General features: G+C 64.1%; 15 protein-coding genes. 6 read left to right on the forward strand and 9 right to left on the reverse strand.

The window, feature by feature from the left end:
* Positions 1 to 5 precede the first annotated feature (5 nt).
* Positions 6 to 1844, forward strand: a complete 1839-nt coding sequence (gene kefC / locus MKD49_RS14055; RefSeq protein ID WP_134223676.1) for a glutathione-regulated potassium-efflux system protein KefC — start codon at positions 6 to 8, stop codon at positions 1842 to 1844.
* 187 nt (positions 1845 to 2031) lie between these two features.
* Here the strand turns inward: kefC and MKD49_RS14060 are convergent, their stop codons facing one another.
* The 5 genes from MKD49_RS14060 to MKD49_RS14080 form a co-directional block, all read right to left on the reverse strand.
* A complete protein-coding gene (locus MKD49_RS14060) occupies positions 2032 to 3516 on the reverse strand; it encodes a DegQ family serine endoprotease (protein WP_039783465.1) in 1485 nt (494 codons plus the stop codon).
* A 158-nt stretch (positions 3517 to 3674) separates the two neighbouring features.
* Entirely contained in the window at positions 3675 to 5009 is a 1335-nt protein-coding gene (locus tag MKD49_RS14065; protein ID WP_121040811.1) for an ATP-binding protein, read from the reverse strand.
* The gene (locus MKD49_RS14070; RefSeq protein WP_034332266.1) at positions 5006 to 5662 is read right to left on the reverse strand and encodes a response regulator; all 657 of its coding nucleotides are present in this window, start codon (positions 5660 to 5662) and stop codon (positions 5006 to 5008) included. The genes MKD49_RS14065 and MKD49_RS14070 overlap by 4 nt, the downstream gene beginning before the upstream one ends.
* A gap of 21 nt (positions 5663 to 5683) precedes the next feature.
* Positions 5684 to 5878, reverse strand: a complete 195-nt coding sequence (locus MKD49_RS14075; protein ID WP_034332265.1) for a DUF2905 domain-containing protein — start codon at positions 5876 to 5878, stop codon at positions 5684 to 5686.
* A gap of 10 nt (positions 5879 to 5888) precedes the next feature.
* Positions 5889 to 7049, reverse strand: coding sequence for a class I SAM-dependent methyltransferase (locus MKD49_RS14080; RefSeq protein WP_252696581.1), 1161 nt, complete (start codon positions 7047 to 7049; stop codon positions 5889 to 5891).
* Positions 7050 to 7084: 35 nt separating this feature from the next.
* Between MKD49_RS14080 and MKD49_RS14085 the strand changes: the two genes are divergently transcribed.
* The 3 genes from MKD49_RS14085 to MKD49_RS14095 all read left to right on the forward strand — a co-directional run bounded on the left by MKD49_RS14085 (position 7085) and on the right by MKD49_RS14095 (position 8678).
* Positions 7085 to 7852: an SDR family oxidoreductase gene (locus MKD49_RS14085; protein WP_252696582.1), complete on the forward strand. Its 768-nt coding sequence runs from the start codon at positions 7085 to 7087 to the stop codon at positions 7850 to 7852.
* 18 nt (positions 7853 to 7870) lie between these two features.
* Complete coding sequence (locus MKD49_RS14090; RefSeq protein WP_008333021.1) at positions 7871 to 8260, forward strand: dihydroneopterin aldolase; 390 nt, start codon at positions 7871 to 7873, stop codon at positions 8258 to 8260.
* Between the two features lie 163 nt (positions 8261 to 8423).
* Positions 8424 to 8678 carry a type II toxin-antitoxin system HigA family antitoxin gene (locus tag MKD49_RS14095; RefSeq protein ID WP_252696583.1) on the forward strand — a complete coding sequence of 85 codons (255 nt, stop codon included), beginning with the start codon at positions 8424 to 8426 and terminating at the stop codon, positions 8676 to 8678.
* An 81-nt stretch (positions 8679 to 8759) separates the two neighbouring features.
* Here the strand turns inward: MKD49_RS14095 and MKD49_RS14100 are convergent, their stop codons facing one another.
* From MKD49_RS14100 to MKD49_RS14115, 4 genes are all read right to left on the reverse strand, one after another.
* Positions 8760 to 9392, reverse strand: a complete 633-nt coding sequence (locus MKD49_RS14100) for a YitT family protein (protein ID WP_008333023.1) — start codon at positions 9390 to 9392, stop codon at positions 8760 to 8762.
* Positions 9385 to 10575: an amino acid aminotransferase gene (locus MKD49_RS14105; RefSeq protein ID WP_252696584.1), complete on the reverse strand. Its 1191-nt coding sequence runs from the start codon at positions 10573 to 10575 to the stop codon at positions 9385 to 9387. The genes MKD49_RS14100 and MKD49_RS14105 overlap by 8 nt, the downstream gene beginning before the upstream one ends.
* Positions 10576 to 10695: 120 nt before the next feature.
* Positions 10696 to 12012, reverse strand: coding sequence for an MFS transporter (locus MKD49_RS14110; protein ID WP_121040819.1), 1317 nt, complete (start codon positions 12010 to 12012; stop codon positions 10696 to 10698).
* Between the two features lie 66 nt (positions 12013 to 12078).
* Complete coding sequence (locus tag MKD49_RS14115; RefSeq protein ID WP_252696585.1) at positions 12079 to 13494, reverse strand: M20 family metallopeptidase; 1416 nt, start codon at positions 13492 to 13494, stop codon at positions 12079 to 12081.
* A 264-nt stretch (positions 13495 to 13758) separates the two neighbouring features.
* On the opposite strand from MKD49_RS14115, the gene MKD49_RS14120 reads away from it, so the two are divergent.
* Positions 13759 to 14694 (forward strand): LysR family transcriptional regulator, encoded by a 936-nt coding sequence (locus MKD49_RS14120; protein WP_039783445.1) that lies wholly within the window; start codon positions 13759 to 13761, stop codon positions 14692 to 14694.
* A 213-nt stretch (positions 14695 to 14907) separates the two neighbouring features.
* On the forward strand, positions 14908 to 15870 hold the full coding sequence (gene ttcA, locus MKD49_RS14125) for a tRNA 2-thiocytidine(32) synthetase TtcA (protein ID WP_199900276.1): 963 nt from the start codon (positions 14908 to 14910) through the stop codon (positions 15868 to 15870).
* Positions 15871 to 16013: the final 143 nt, after the last annotated feature.

The following is a 16013-nucleotide window of genomic DNA, read 5'->3' on the forward strand; positions in this document are numbered from 1 at the left end:
CCGCCATGGATGAACAACTGCTGATCGCCCTCGTCTACCTGCTGGCGGCAGTGGCCGCCGTGCCCATCGCCAAGCGCCTGGGGCTGGGTGCCGTGCTGGGCTACCTGCTGGCCGGCATCGTCATCGGCCCGTGGGGACTCGGCCTCATCACCGAGGTCAAGCACATCCTCGAATTCTCCGAATTCGGCGTGGTGCTGCTGCTGTTCCTGATCGGTCTCGAACTCGATCCCAAGCGCCTGTGGGCGCTGCGCCGTTCCATCTTCGGCTGGGGCAGCGTGCAGGTGGCGGCGGTGTCACTGGCGCTCTTCGCTGCAGCGCTGGCAGCGGGCGTGCCGTGGCGCATCGGGCTCATCGGTGCGCTGGGCATGTCGCTCTCCTCCACCGCCATCGCCCTGGCCACGCTGGGCGAGCGCAAGCTCACGGCCACACCGGCCGGTGCGGCCGGCTTTTCCATCCTGCTGTTCCAGGACATCGCCGCCATCCCCATGATGGCCGCTGTCCCCCTGCTGGGGGTGGCGGCCAGCCAGGGCAGCGGGCAGGGCTGGCTGCATGCCGGCCAGGTGGCGCTGGTAATCGCCCTGCTGATTTTCGGCGGACGGGTGCTGATCCGCCCCATCCTGCGCATCATCGCCAAGACCGACATGCGCGAGATCTTCACCGCCTTCGCCCTGCTGCTGGTCATCTCCACCTGCCTGCTGATGCAATCGGTGGGCATGTCGATGGCGCTGGGCACCTTCCTGGCCGGCGTGCTGCTGGCCGATTCCGAATACCGCCATGCGCTGGAAAGCGATCTGGAACCCTTCAAGGGCTTGCTGCTGGGCCTGTTCTTCATTGCCGTGGGCATGTCGGTGGACTTCGGCGTCTTCCTCGCCCAGCCCTGGCGCATCCTCGGCATGGTGGCGGGCTTCCTGACCATCAAGACCGGCGTGATGTGGTTCCTCGGCCGCTGCTTCGGCATTCCGCGCGGGCAGCAATTGTTCTTCGCCTTCCTGCTCTCGCAGGGCGGGGAATTCGCCTTCATCGTCTTCGGTGCCGCCGTCACCGCCAAGGTGTTGACGCCCGAGATCTCGTCCATGCTGGTCGTCGTGGTGGCGCTGTCGATGCTGATCACGCCCCTGCTCTTGCTGGTGCATGACCGCCTGCTGGTGCGCTGGCTGGAAGGCGGCAAGCGCCGCCCGGAAGACAAGATCGGCCCCCAGGACAACCAGGTCATCATCGCCGGCTTCGGCCGCTTCGGCCAGATCGTGGGCCGTCTGCTGGCGGCCAATGACATCGGCGCCACGGTGCTGGATCACGATCCGGACCAGATCGATTTCCTGCGCAAGTTCGGCTTCAAGGTGTTTTATGGCGACGCCACCCGCATCGACCTGCTGCGTACTGCCGGTGCCGACAAGGCCAAGGTCCTGGTGATCGCCATCGACGATGCGCAGGCCGCGCTGGACATGGTGGAAAAAGTGCGTGAGGAATTCCCGCACCTGCAGATCGCCGCCCGTGCGCGCAACGTCACGCACTACTACGACCTGATGGATCGCGGCGTCACGGTGCTGGAGCGCGAGACCTTCGAAAGCGCCCTGCACATGGGCCGCCAGGTGCTGCAGCAGCTGGACTTCGGCGCCTATCGCGCGCGTGAAGCCGCGATGAAATTCCGCTCTCACAATCTCAAAACCCTGGCAGCGCTCTACCCGCACTACAAGGACCAGGCGCAGATGGTGTCCATGGCAGTGCAGGCCCGTGAAGAATTGCAGGCCATGTTCGCCGGGGATCGCGAAGCCATGCAGCGCGATCATACGCATGACCAGTGGCGTGAAAAACCCGCTCCCGCCAAACCGGCAGCGGAAGAATAAAAAAAGGCCGGACACGCTTGCGCACATCCGGCCAAATCCCTCACTGCTTACTACTCACTGCTTACCACTTACTACTCACTGCTTGCTACTTGCTGCTCACCGGTACTACTCACTGCAAAACCTCAAGACTTGAAGACGTCAGTACCGCAAATCATTTAAATCATCCAAATCATTTAAACGATTTAGTTCAATTCAAGGCCAGCGGCACGAAGATCTTTTCGTCACCGCGTTCCACCAGCAGTGCGACGTTCTTGCCTGCCTCGCTGGCCAGCTTGCGCAGTTGCGCCACACTGGAGACGGGCGTGCCGTTGAGCGCCAGAATCACGTCGCCGCTCTGGATGCCGGCCACTGCGGCCGGACCGCTGGCGTCTTCCACCAGCAAGCCTTTCTGGCCACCGATCTGGGCCTGCTCATCCTTGTCCAGCGGACGCACCGCCAGCCCCAGACGTCCCTGATCATCGGACTTGCCGGGCTTGGCCTCATTCTTGGCCTGCTTCATCTCGCCCACGGTCACGTTCATGGTCAGCACCTTGCCGCCGCGCATGACCTGGATGGGCTTGCTGGACCCCGGCGCGGTATCGGCCACCAGCGTAGGCAAGTCGACCGAATGATCGATGGCGTGGCCATCGAAGCTCAGGATCACGTCACCCGCCTGCAAGCCGGCCTTGTCCGCCGGGCTGCCCTTTTCCACCGAACTGACCAGCGCGCCCTCAGCCTTCTTCAAACCGAAGGATTCGGACAAGGCCTGGTTCAGGTCCTGCACCGAGACGCCCAGGCGGCCACGCGTCACCTTGCCGTGCGTGACCAGTTGCTGCTCGACCTTCATCGCCACATCGATGGGGATGGAGAACGACAGGCCCTGGAAGCCGCCGGTCTGGCTGTAGATCTGCGAGTTGATGCCGATCACCTGGCCATTCAGGTCGAACAGCGGGCCACCGGAGTTGCCCGGATTGACGGCCACGTCGGTCTGGATGAAGGGCACGTAGTTGTCATCCGGCAGGCTGCGCGACTTGGCGCTGATGATGCCGGCGGTGGCCGTGTTGTCGAAGCCGTAGGGCGAGCCGATGGCCAGCACCGGCTGGCCGACCTTCACGCGGGAAGGATCGCCGATCTGCACCGTGGGCAGGTTCTTGGCATCGATGCGGATGACGGCGATGTCACTCTGCTTGTCGATGCCCAGCACCTTGGCCTTGAACTCGCGGCGGTCGGTCAGCTTGACCACCACTTCCTGGGCGCCATCGACCACGTGGGCATTGGTCAGGATCAGGCCATCGGGCGAGATGATGAAACCGGAGCCGAGGCCGTGCATGATGCGCGGCTGCTGCGGCATCTGCAGTTGCGGGCCGAAGCGCTTGAAGAATTCGGAGAAGGGGTCGTTCGGATCGAGGCCGTTGTCATCGTCATCGGCGACCTTGCGGGCCTTGCCGGTGACGCTGATGTTGACCACCGCCGGGCCGTAACGCTGGACGATGCCCGAGAAATCGGTCGCCGCCGCGACCACCGGTCCGGCCGGGGCAGCGGGCGCGGTATTGGACGCCACCAGCGGGGCGTTGAGCGCGGCCGCGTGCGCCGACGGCAGGTCGGCACCACGAAAATAGACGTAGCTGCCGCCAACCACCGCGGCAATCATCACAGCCAACGTGTTACGAACAAAAACGATGCGACGGCTCATCTTCTTCTCCTTGATCGAACGGGATATCGAGGGTCGGGGCCGTTGGGCCTCAACCGTTGGAGTGAAGATTAAGCAGTGAAAATTAAGACAAACTTAAGGCTGAAAAATTGAGCATTAATCTGCGCTTAATGCTCCGAAAACGCCATCCGGCAAGCGATTCAGGCCGGCAACAGCGTAAAGACCACACGCGCCTGCAAGCCGCGCCCGGTATTGCGCAATTCCACCGGCACCCGGTGCAGGTCGGCGATCTGGCGCACGATGGCCAGCCCCAGGCCGCTGCCGAATGCACCGCGTGAAGAGCCCTGTTCCTGCGCACGCTGGGCCCGGTAGAAGCGATCGAAGACGCGCGGCAATTCGCTCTCGGCGATGCCGGGGCCACTGTCCTGGATCACCACCGCACACCTTCCCGCAGCGGGAAATTCGAAGCCAACATCGACCACGCCGCCCGCCGGGGTATAGCGCAGGGCGTTGTCCACCAGATTGTTGAAAAGGATGCGCAAGGCATCGGCATTGCCCTGCACGCGCACCGGACGGCCATCATCGCCCTGGTCCGACAGCCCGAGATCGATGCCGCCATGATCGGCCACCGAGGACAAGTCGCCCACGACACTGCCCAGCAGCGCACGCAGGTCGACCTCCGCAAAGCCCATCGCATCGGGCTCCTGGCGCGCCAGCGTGAGCAGCTGGTGCACCAGATGGGTGGCGCGCTCCAGCCCGTTCTTGAGATCGGCAAAGGCGGCGCGCCGCTCCTGTTCGTCGGTGGCGCGCTCAGCCAGTTGCGCCTGCAGGCGCAAGGCCGTCAGCGGTGTGCGCAGTTCATGCGCCGCATCGGCGACGAAGGCACGCTGCGTTTCCGTGGCGTGTTTGAGCCGTGCCAGCAGGTCATTCAAGGCATGCGTGAGCGGCTGGATTTCCTGCGGCATGCCCACATCCGACAGCGGCTGCAACGAGTTCATGTCGCGTGCCGCCACTTCGGCGGCGGCCTTGCGCACCGGGGCCAGCCCCCGGCTGACCGCCACCCACGACAGCACACCGATCAGCGGGAACAGCAACAGCAAGGGCACCACCGTCTTGACCGCCATCTGCGCGGCGATCTCGTCACGCGCGCTCTGGGGCTGCGCCACCTGCACCACGGTACTGCCGATCTGGGCGCTGTAGACGCGCCACATGCCATTGGGTCCGCGCACATTGGCAAAGCCCAGTTCGGCCTGGCGCGGCATGGCCCCGCGTGCATGGGAGTGATAGATGACCGAGCCACGGCTGTCCCAGATCTGCATCATGATCTCGTCCTCCAGCTCGGGGAACTGCTGCCCCGGCGAGATGGGTGAGAAGGCCTGGCGCGGCAGCGAAGCGGCGATCTGGCGCATCTGGTAATCGAAGATCTGGTTGGCCTCGCCACGCGCCTGGAAGTACAGCGCCGCGCCGGCCAGCACGATGATGGAGAACAGCCCCAGCCCCAGCCACAGCAGCAGCTTGTTGCGGATCGATTTCATGCCGGTACCAGGTAACCCACGCCGCGCACGTTCTTGATGAAGTCGCTGCCGACCTTCTTGCGCAGCGCGTGGATGTGCACTTCGACGGCATTGCTCTCGATGCTGTCATCCCAGCCGTAGAGTTTTTCTTCCAGCTGGGCGCGCGAGAGCACCACGCCCGGGCGATCCATGAAGGCGTGCAGCAGCGCGAATTCGCGCGCCGACAAATTGACCGGCTTGCCGCCCACGGTCACTTCATGCGTGGCCGGATTCAAGACCACTTCGCGCACCTGCACCAGGCTTTCGGCGCGTCCGGCCTGGCGACGCGAAAGGGCGCGCATGCGGGCCGACAGTTCTTCCAGGTCGAAGGGCTTGATGAGGTAATCGTCGGCACCGGCATCGAGCCCGGCCACGCGATCGGCCACGGCATCGCGTGCAGTGGTGATGAGCACGGGAATGGCGCTGCCGCGTTCACGCAGGGTGCGCAGCACGGCCAGGCCATCCTTCTGCGGCAGGCCCAGGTCCAGCAGCAGCATGGCGTAGTCCTCGGTGCGCAGGGCCACATCGGCCGACTTGCCATCCTGCACCCAGTCGATGGTGAAGCCATCCTGGCGCAAACCCTTGCGCACGGCCTCGCCCACCATGGGATCGTCTTCCACCAGCAATACGCGCATGTTGACTACTCCTGATCGGACTCAGAGGATCTTCGCCAGCAGGAACACCACCACCGAAATGAGGATGGTCGAGGCGAAGGGCAGCGAAAAGATGCGGCCGAACAAGCGGAAACGCAAGTCTCCGGGCAAGCGGCCGATGCCCAGCTTTTCCAGCCAGGGCAACAAGGTCGAGAACACGATGACCGAGAGGAAGATGACAACGATCCAGCGAATCATGCGCGGCTCCTCACAGGCGATGGGTGCGGTCATGGCGCAGCATGCGGGCTGGCCATTCGACGTTCTTGCCAATGGCCAGCACCTTGAAGAGCTCGCCCATCTCGGCCGGGGAAATCAGTTTCTGCATGCCGTTGGCCAGTGGCAGGTAGCGCAGGCTGTCCTCGGGCGAGGTGCGCAGCAGCAGCTCGCCGATACCGGCATTGAGCAGGAAGGCGCCCTGGCTGGTATAGGCCAGCACCTCCGCGCCCTCCTCCACCGCCGCCACCGCCATCGCCGTGAAATCCACGTGCGCGGTGATGTCCTGCAAACCCGGCCAGTAGAAAGGATCGGTGTGGGCATGATGGCGATAGTGGCACATCAGCGTGCCCTGGTCGCGGTCGGGCAGGTAGTATTCCGCGGCGGGGAATCCGTAATCCGGAAGGATCGCCAAGGCACCGGGACCGCTGGCCAGCATGCGGCCCAGGGTGCGCATGAAGCCGATGGCCACCGGCGACAGTTCGGTCAGGTAACCGGCCGGCAAGGGTTCGGCCTCGGGAATCTGCGCCACCGGCAGGTCGCTCACGGTGCGGTCCGCAAACTGCAGACGGCCCGTGGCATCGACCGTGACGCCGCGTTCCTGCCAGCCCTCTTCGGCCTTGATCGCCAGGCGCACCGGCATGGCATCGAGCACTTCGTTGCCGACCACCACACCCGAAAATGTTTCCGGCAGGGCATCAAGCCACTCCACCAGCGGCGCGAAAGCGGCCAGGGTTTCCTGCTGGCGGGCGCGCAGCTGGGCCGAGATTTCCACGATGAAATATTTCTGGGGCAGCGCTTCGCGCGACTGCAGTTCGGTGAGGATGTCGCGCGCCAGCTTGCCGGTGCCGGCACCGAATTCCAGCAGCACATTGGCCACCTGCGGGCTGGCCGCGATCACTTCGGCGGCCAGGTGGGCCAGGGTCGCGCCGTACAGCGGCGAGATTTCCGGGGCGGTTGTAAAATCGCCCTCCTTGCCCAGTTTGGAAGAACCCCCGCTGTAATAGCCGACCTGCGGCGCATACAGGGCCAATTCCATGTAACGTTCGAAGGAGATCCAGCCGCCGGATGCGGCGATCTCGCCGGCGATCAGGTGCTGGAGGGAATGCGAGGCGGACTGTGCGTCAGCGCCGGGTTCGGGTAGTTGCAGTTGCATGGGCCGTATTGTATCGACGATTGGAAACCTGGAACATGACATCACCCTCTTCTGCAGGTATTGCGCTGGTCACCGGCGCCGCACGCCGCATCGGCCGTCACATCGCAGTGGCTCTGGCCCGCGCGGGCTGGGACGTGGCGGTCCACTACAACCGTTCGCGCGAGGAAGCCGACACGCTGGTGCGCGAGATCGAAGCCCTGGGCCGCCGTGCCCTGGCGGTGCAGGGCGAACTGGGCGACGAAGCCCAGGTCCGTTCCCTGCTGCCCCAGGCCGCGCCGCTGGGACGCATCACCTGCGTGGTCAACAACGCCTCGCTGTTCGATTACGATGACGCCGCCAGCTTCGGCAATGACCGCCTGCTGCGCCACATGAGCGCCAACGTCGGCGCGCCCGTGCTGCTGGCGCAGGCCCTGTTCGAGGCCACGCCGGAGGGCCAGCAGGCCGTGGTCATCAACCTGCTGGACCAGAAACTGTACAATCCCAATCCTGACTTCCTGTCCTACACCCTTTCCAAGGCCGCCCTGCACAGCGCTACCACGCTGCTGGCACAGGCACTGGCGCCCAAGGTGCGGGTGGTCGGCGTGGCACCCGGGCTGACCATGGTCTCGGGCGACCAGACCGAGGACCAGTTCGACAAGGCGCACACGGTCACCCCCCTGGGCCGTGGCAGCACGCCCGAGGACATTGCCGCTGCGGTCTGCTACGTCGCTTCGGCGCGGGCTGTCACGGGCACTACCCTGCTGGTCGATGGCGGCCAGCATTTGCTTCCCCTTTCGCGCGACGTCATGTTCGTGGCGAAATAACCTTAATTTTTTCTGATCATGCTCTTTCTCTCCCATCCTTCCCTGCAAGATTGCCGCCGCCTGTTCCTGCGCAACTACGAGGTGTTCATCAACATCGGCGTGCACGAGTTCGAAAAGAAGGGTGAGCAGCGCATCCTGATCAACGTCGACCTCTACGTCCCGCTGGCCGAGACCACGCCGACCGCCGACCACCTGGACGAAGTGGTGGATTACGACTTCATCCGCTCCACCATCGCCGAGCGCATGGCCCGCGGCCACATCCACCTGCAGGAAACCCTGTGCGACGACGTCATGACCGCCATGCTGGCCCACCCCAAGGTGCGCGCGGTGCGGGTGTCCACCGAGAAGCCGGATGTGTATCCGGATTGTGATTCGGTGGGGGTGGAGACTTTCCGGATCAAGGCTTGATCCACATCGGCCAGACTGCTGTGTCCTGCTCACCCCGCTTGATGCGGGGTTTTGTTTTTTGGACCTTCGTTTTTCCCAAAGCGACGATTGCCGGCTCGGATGCTTGCGCGTAAAACGCAACGCAAGATCGGTTCAATGTGGAAGCACTCGGAAGGAGCACGGCATGCAATTCAAACTGATACGCACCCGCAAGGATTACCACGCCGCGCTGGCCGAAGCAGAACGCCTGTGGGACGCGCCCGCCCAATCGGAACAAGCCGACCAGCTCGATGTGCTCACCCTGCTGATCGCCGATTACGAACGTGCGCACTTTGCCATCGATGATCCCGATCCCATCGACTTCCTGCTGCACGTGATGGAGGCACGCGGACTCTCGTGCAAGGATCAGGAGCCTGATCCGGGATTGTTGCAAGTGTGAACTAACCCAGAACTAAAAAAAATGCCGTCCAGTCTGCACTGAACGGCATTCATTCCAGCCAGGCGATCCCGCCTGCCCTTCTTACATTCCCATATACCTGCCCGCCCGGTGATTCAAGGCAATCACCAGATTGGCCGTCACCGCCCCGAGGATGGAGGCCAGCAACACGCGCGGGGTCACCACGAACAGCGAGCACAGCACGATCACCACATCCACGCCCATCTGCAGCTTGCCGGCGCGCAGGCCGTAGCGATCCTGCAGGAACAGCGTCACCACATTGATGCCCCCCAGGCTGGCACCATGGCGGAACAGCATCACGAAGCCCACCCCCATCAACAGTCCACCCAGCACCGCGCTGTAGAACAGGTCCAGCTTGGCATAACCGATGAAATGCGGATGCATCAGCGAGAAGCCCGACACCAGCGCCACCGCACAGAAGGTCTTGCCGGTGAAGCGCAAGCCCATGCGGCGAAACGCGAAGTAGTAGAACGGGATGTTGATGGTGAAGAACACCACGCCAAACGGCAGCCCCGTCAGGTAATGCGTCAGGAAGGCCAGGCCGGCGGTGCTGCCGGTCAACAGGCCCACCTGGCTGTACATGTTCACCGCCAGCGAGACGAAGAGCGTACCGGCCACCAGGGCCAGCACGTCTTCATAGCTCTTGTGGCGCAGGTCGGCCGCCGACACGGCGGCCTTGCTTGCCACTTCAGCCACGCAGCACCTCGGCCATGGTCTCGGCCACGCGTGCAACGTTGCTGTCGTTCAGGCCCGCCACGCAGATGCGGCCGGTGCCCACGGCATAGACGCTGAACTCTTCACGCAGGCGATCGACCTGGGCCGAGGTCAGGCCGGTGTAGCCGAACATGCCGTTCTGGCGCAGCAGGAAGGAGAAGTCCTGGTCCGGCACCGCGCTCTTCAATTGCGATGCCAGCTTGACGCGCATGTCACGCACGCGCACCCGCATCTCCTCGACTTCGGCACGCCATTGCGTGGCCAGCTTGTCGTCGTTGAGCACATGCGCCACCAGCAGCGCACCATTGCGTGCAGGGCTGGAGTAGTTGCGGCGCACGGTCAGCTTCAGCTGGCCCAGCACGTTGGCCGCCTGGCCGGCCTGCGGGCAGAACACCGACAAGGCACCGATGCGCTCGCTGTAGAGCGAGAAGATCTTGGAGAAGGAGTTCGACAGGAAGAACGGAATCTGGCGACGCACCGCTTCGCGCACCGGCCAGATGTCGTCGTCCAGACTTTCGGCAAAGCCCTGGTAGGCCAGGTCGAAGAAGGGCAGCAGGCCGCGCTGCTCGACCACCGCAATGATCTGCTCCCACTGCGCACGGGTCGGGTCGACGCCGGTCGGGTTGTGGCAGCACGGGTGCAGCAGCACCACGGCGCCCTTGGGCAGGCTTTGCAGCTTGTCCAGCATGCCGTTGAAATTGAGGCCCTTGGTCTGGGCATCGTAGTAGGGATAACGCTCGGTCTTGAAGCCCGCGCCTTCGAAGATGCCGACGTGGTTGTCCCAGGTCGGGTCCGGCAGCCAGATGGTGGGCTGCGGGAAGAAGCGCGCGATCAGGTCGGCACCGACCTTCAATGCGCCCGAACCACCCAGGGTCTGGACGATGGCCAGGTGCTCGGCCGACGGCAGGTCGGCACCGAAGAGCAGCTTGGCCACGGCCTGGCGGTAGGCGGCATGGCCTTCCATGGGCAGGTAGACGTAGGGCGCGCCGGTCTCGGCCACCGCTGCAGAGGCAGTGCGCACGGAGGGCAGCACCGGCACCACGCCACGGCCATCGGTGTAGATGCCGATGCTCAGGTTGACCTTGTTGCTGCGCTCGTCGCGCTGGAATTGTTCCATCAGGCTCAGGATGGGATCGCCGGCATACGGCGGGAGATGCGAAAACATGAGGACCTCGTCAATGTGGGTAAACGCCGATGCCGGCACAGTCCAGCTTGTCCGGCAAGACCGCCATGGTAGCGCGGCACGGGAAAAAATTCCCGTCCCGCGTGCCCCCTGTGCGTTTTTTCACAGGTATTTTTTCAGCCGGAAGTGGTAGATGCTCACGCACAACAGGCTGATCGCGGCGCAAACCATCAGGTAATAGCTGGGCGACACCGGATTGCCGGTCTTGCCCACCAGCCAGGTCACCATGAAGGGCGTGAAGCCGCCGAAGAGGGTTGCTCCCAGGCTATAGCTGATCCCCATGCCGCGCACCCGTGTGGCCGGCGGGAAGATCGACGACAGCACCACCCCCAGCGAACCGAAATAGACCGCCTTGAGGATGCCGGCCCAGATCATGATGGCCATCATCACCCACACGGTCGGCATGGCAATCACCCAGACGAAGGAGCCATAGATGGTGGCTAGCGTCAGCACGGTGGACACCACCATGATGCGGGCACGGCCCACGCGGTCGGCCAGCATGCCCATGAAAGGCGCGCCGATCATGAGGATGGCACCGGTCACGGCGGCCGCCGCAAACGCGGTCGACTGCGGCAGGTGCAGCTGCTTGATGGCATAGGTCGGCATGTACAGCAGCATCAGGTAAGTGGCCGCAGTGGAGACCGAGAGAATGCCCATGGCCACCAGCACCCGCGTGACCTGCAGGCCCCAGCTGGCATCGTCCTCGCCGGCCACTTGCGCCTTCTTGGCCATCGGTACTTCATCGATGTGACGGCGGATGTACAGACCCACCGGCGCGATCAGCAAGCCGAAGGCGAACGGCAGGCGCCAGCCCCAGGCGGAGATCTGCTCGGGCGTGAGCCACTGGTTCAGCAGGAATCCGGCCAGCGCCGCCATCAGGGCCGCTGCGCCCTGGCTGGAGAATTGCCAGCTGGCCATGAAAGCGCGGCGCTTGGAGCCGGTCTCGGTCAGCAAGGCCGTGGCCGAACCGAATTCGCCGCCAGCCGACAACGCCAGCAGGATACGCGCCACCAGGATGCCGATGGGCGCGGCCACGCCGATAGTCTCGTACGTGGGGATCACGGTACAGATCAGGGTGCCGGCCACCGTCATCGACAGCGAGACCAGCAGCGCCGGCTTGCGGCCGACCTTGTCGCCATACCAGCCCAGCAGGATCGCCCCCAGCGGACGGAACAGATACGACAGCCCGAAGGTAGCAAACGTTACCAATAGCGAGACCGTCTCGTCGCCTGTCGGGAAGAACAGTTTGGAGATGGTCACCGCAAAGAAACCATAGGCCACGAAATCGAACCACTCCAGCGCATTGCCGATGGAGGAGGCGACGATCAATCGCCGCGTACGCGCGGCCGACATGGGCGCGGGGGCGGCTTCTGCTGCTGAAGAAATTTCCGGTGTTGCCGAGGGTGACGCTGCGTTCATGGTCGTGTTCCCGTTGGAAGATGGACTGCGCTGGCTTGCGTTCTTGAAAATGAAAAAGGGCTCAACTCAGGCAACTGCCGGCTGCGCCCGCTGCTGGCGCACCTGCCGCCCCTGCTGGCCGATATCCCACAACAGGCCCGCCATCAGTTGCAGGCCTTCGCGCGCCACCGGGGCCAGCAGGTGTTCGTCCGGCGCATGCTGCGAGCAGGAAGGATAGGAGTGCGGCATCCAGAGCGTCGGCAAACCCAGCGCTTCCGAGAAGCAGTGATTGGGGATGGTGCCGCCCAGGTTGGGCAGGATGGTCACGGGCTTGCCGCTGGTCTCCTGCAGGGAACCGGTGGCCAGGCGCACCCAGGCGTCATCGGGATCGAGGCGCGTGGCGGGCGCGGCGGCCTGGATCTCGATCTGCACATCGGCATAGCCGTGTTCATCGAGATGGCGGCGCAGGCTCTGCTGCACGTCTTCCCACACCGTGCCGACCACGAAGCGCAGTTGGAACACCGCCTGCGCCCGCGCCGGAATCGCCCCCACCGGACGCTGCGCATTGCCGGCCTCGAAAGCGATCAGCTCCAGCGTATTCCAGGCGAACAGACGCTCGCCAGCGCTCAGGCCGGGCTCGCCCCAATGCGCATCGAGTACCGGATCACCGTCGTCGCTGCCCACCGCAAAGTCGCGCACCAGCGCCCGCACCCGCTCGCTCACGTTGCGCGGACGCATACCCGGCACGCGGATCACGCCGCGTCCATCCACCAGCGAGGCCGCTGCATTGGCCAACACCGTGGCCGGATTGCGCAGTACGCCGCCCCAGTTGCCGGCATGGTGTGCACCGTTGCCGGTGTCGAGCACCAGCTTGAACTGCAGCGCGCCACGCGAGCCGAGGAAGAGCGTCGGGCTGGACGCCGCCAGACGCGGGCCATCCGAGGCCAGGAACAGGTCCGCCTCCAGATAATCGGCGTGATCGCGGCAGGCCTCGTAGAGACCGGGCGAGCCCACTTCCTCGCCCATTTCGAAAATCATTTTCAGGTTGCAGCCCAGCTTGCCCCCTGCCGCCTCGATGGCGGCGGCCAGCGCGCCCAGGTTGATGCTGTGCTGGCCCTTGTTGTCGGCGGTACCGCGACCGTACCAGCGATCGCCATCCGGGCTCAGCTGCCAGGGCGAACGGTCCTGCTGCCAGCGGCCTTCCTGGCCGTTGACCACATCGCCGTGGCCATACATGAGCACCGTCACCGCGTCAGCCGATTCGATGCGGCGCGCCAGCAGCAGCGGCGGTGCGCCTTCCACCGGATTGGCAATCTGCTGCGTCTCGAAGCCCAGTGCGGCCAGCGCCGGTGCGATCTCTTCGCGCAGGTAGGCGGCCAGTTCATCGGCACGTGCGGCGTTCTGGCTTTCGGTCGGCAGCGCGATGCGGCGTTGCAGGTCACGCTGGAAACGGCCCGAATCGAAATATTCGGCGGCCAGGCGAAGGGCGGTGCTGCGGGACATGGAGGACTCCGGGTGAACTGTCATTGGAGACGATTCTAGGAGCCGACATGGTTTCCAACAATGTCAATTTTTAAAACACTGCTTTCACAAATTGGCAAAATGATTTATCGTGTTTTTCAGCGCGTTCCAGCCCAAGAAACGTGCATGAATTGCGCTTCAACGCGGTGATTTCGTGCATCTTCATCCACGCGCACCAGGATGGCCTTGCGCAGCTTTGCAAGGTTCCTCTTCATTGATTGCCGAATTCAGAAAGCCATTTCTGCCATGCAAAGTACCGCGCTCCGCTATTTCTACCAGGTCGGCCGCACCGGCTCCCTGACGGCTGCCGCCGAACGGCTGCACGTGGCCGTCTCGGCGGTGAGCCGCCAGATCGCCAAGATGGAAGAAGAAACCGGCGTGCCGCTGTTCGAGCGCCGCGCGCGCGGCATGGTGCTCACGCCCGCCGGTGAAGTGCTGATGGCTTTCGCGCGGCGCAACCTGCTGGAGGTGGAACAGGTGATGGCAGAAGTGAAGGGGCTGCACGCCGTCGGCCAGAGCGTGGTCACGCTGGCCTGTTCGGAGGGTTTTGCCTGGGATCTGCTGCCCAACGTGATGGCGCACTTCCGCGAGCAATATCCGGGCATGCAGTTCAAGCTCAACGTGGTCGGCGCGGCCAAGGCTTCGCAGATGGTCATCGATGGCGAGGCCGACATCTCGGTCACCTACAGCCTGGGCCCGGTGGAAGGGCTCAACATCGCCTACCGCGAATCGGGACCAATCTTCGCATTGATGCGGCGCGACCACCCGCTGGCCGCGCGCAAGCTGCTGTCCTTGAACGATCTTTCACCTTACCCGCTGGCCCTGCCCGAACAGGGCTCCACGGTGCGCCAGCTGTTCGACATCGCCTGCGGCATGCGCGGCCTGCTGTTCGCACCGGTCTTCACCAGCCATTCGCTGGGCGCGGTCTACCGCTTCACCGCCCGCTCGCCGGATACGGTGGCGCTGGGCGGCTTCCTCACCGTGCAGGAACGCGCCGAGGAAGATGCCATGGCCCTGGTGCCGATGGCCGAGAGCGAACTGCACCAGCGCACCCTGCAGGTCCAGACCATGGCCGGCCGCAAGCTGCCGCCGGCGGTGGCGGCCTTCATCGATTTTCTGGTGGCGGCGATCCGCCAGATCCGCACGCGGCACGAACTGGGCGCGCTGCAAGCCGAAAAATGAAACCGTAAAAAGGCCCTGAAAAGGCCGTGATGAGGCATCCATGCGACGCTTGCCGCGCGGCAAGCCACGCAGAAATGGCAGGATCCGGCGCTGCATGAGAAAATGCCGGTCCTCCGCCCGCACGCAGCCTTCCGCCCCTGTCCCCTCCGGATATGGAGGAGCGGCAACATTGCTCGTCCGGCAGCAACAGCCTACCGATTGAAGGAATACCCCATGAACGACATTGCCGCTGCAGTGCAACTGTCCGACCTTGCCGACCTAGATGCTTCCTCCGCCCAGGAACAGGAAGAACGTGGCCAGCCTGAAGTGACCGCGCGCGGTTCGCGCCGCTTCGAGCTGCTGGAAAAGAACATCCGCCGCCTGACCGGCCGCGCCATCGCCGACTTCGACATGATCCGCGACGGCGACGTCATCATGGCCTGCATGTCCGGCGGCGCCGACAGCTACACCATGCTGGACACGCTGCGCTACCTGCAGACGGTGGCCCCGGTGAAGTTCGAGATCATCGCCGTCAACCTGGACCAGAAGCAGCCCGGCTTCCCCGAGCACATCCTGCCGGAATACTTCGAGCGCATCGGCGTGCCCTATCGCATCGTCGAAGAAGACACCTACAGCATCGTCAAGGAAAAGATCGCCCCGGGCAAAACCACCTGCTCGCTGTGCTCGCGCCTGCGCCGCGGCATCCTGTATCGGGTGGCCAAGGAACTGGGTGCGACCAAGATCGCGCTGGGCCATCACCGCGATGACATCCTGCACACCTTCATGCTCAACATGTTCTACGGCGGCAAGATCAAGACCATGCCGCCCAAGCTGATCGCCGACGATGGCGAGAACGTGGTGATCCGCCCGCTGGCCTACGTGCGCGAGCCGGACATCAAGAAGTACGCGGCCGCCATGGAATTCCCCATCATCCCCTGCAACCTGTGCGGCTCGCAGCCCAACCTGCAGCGCCAGGCCATGCGCGAGATGCTCAACCAGTGGGAAAAGACCAATCCCTTGTGGATCAAGAGCATGTTCACGGCCATGGCCAACATCACGCCGTCCCACATGCTGGACCGCAGCCTGTTCGACTTCACGCATTTCACCGCCGGGGCCGGCAAGGAAGCGCAGGGCGATACCCTGTTCGACCGCGACGACAAACTGGACCAGGGCCAGTCCGTCATCAATCTGGTCTGAGCACACGAGACGCTGCGGCTCATTGTGGCGTCTCGCAAAACCTTAGTCCGGCGAGACACTGCGTTCCACCTCATCCGCAGGAAATGCCCTTGTGGCGCGGCTTTCGCGCCCATTGCCGATTCCCGCAGGCCGATGCAAAAGTA

It is taken from the genome of Herbaspirillum sp. WGmk3, assembly GCF_023952535.1.
GTDB lineage: Bacteria > Pseudomonadota > Gammaproteobacteria > Burkholderiales > Burkholderiaceae_D > Herbaspirillum > Herbaspirillum huttiense.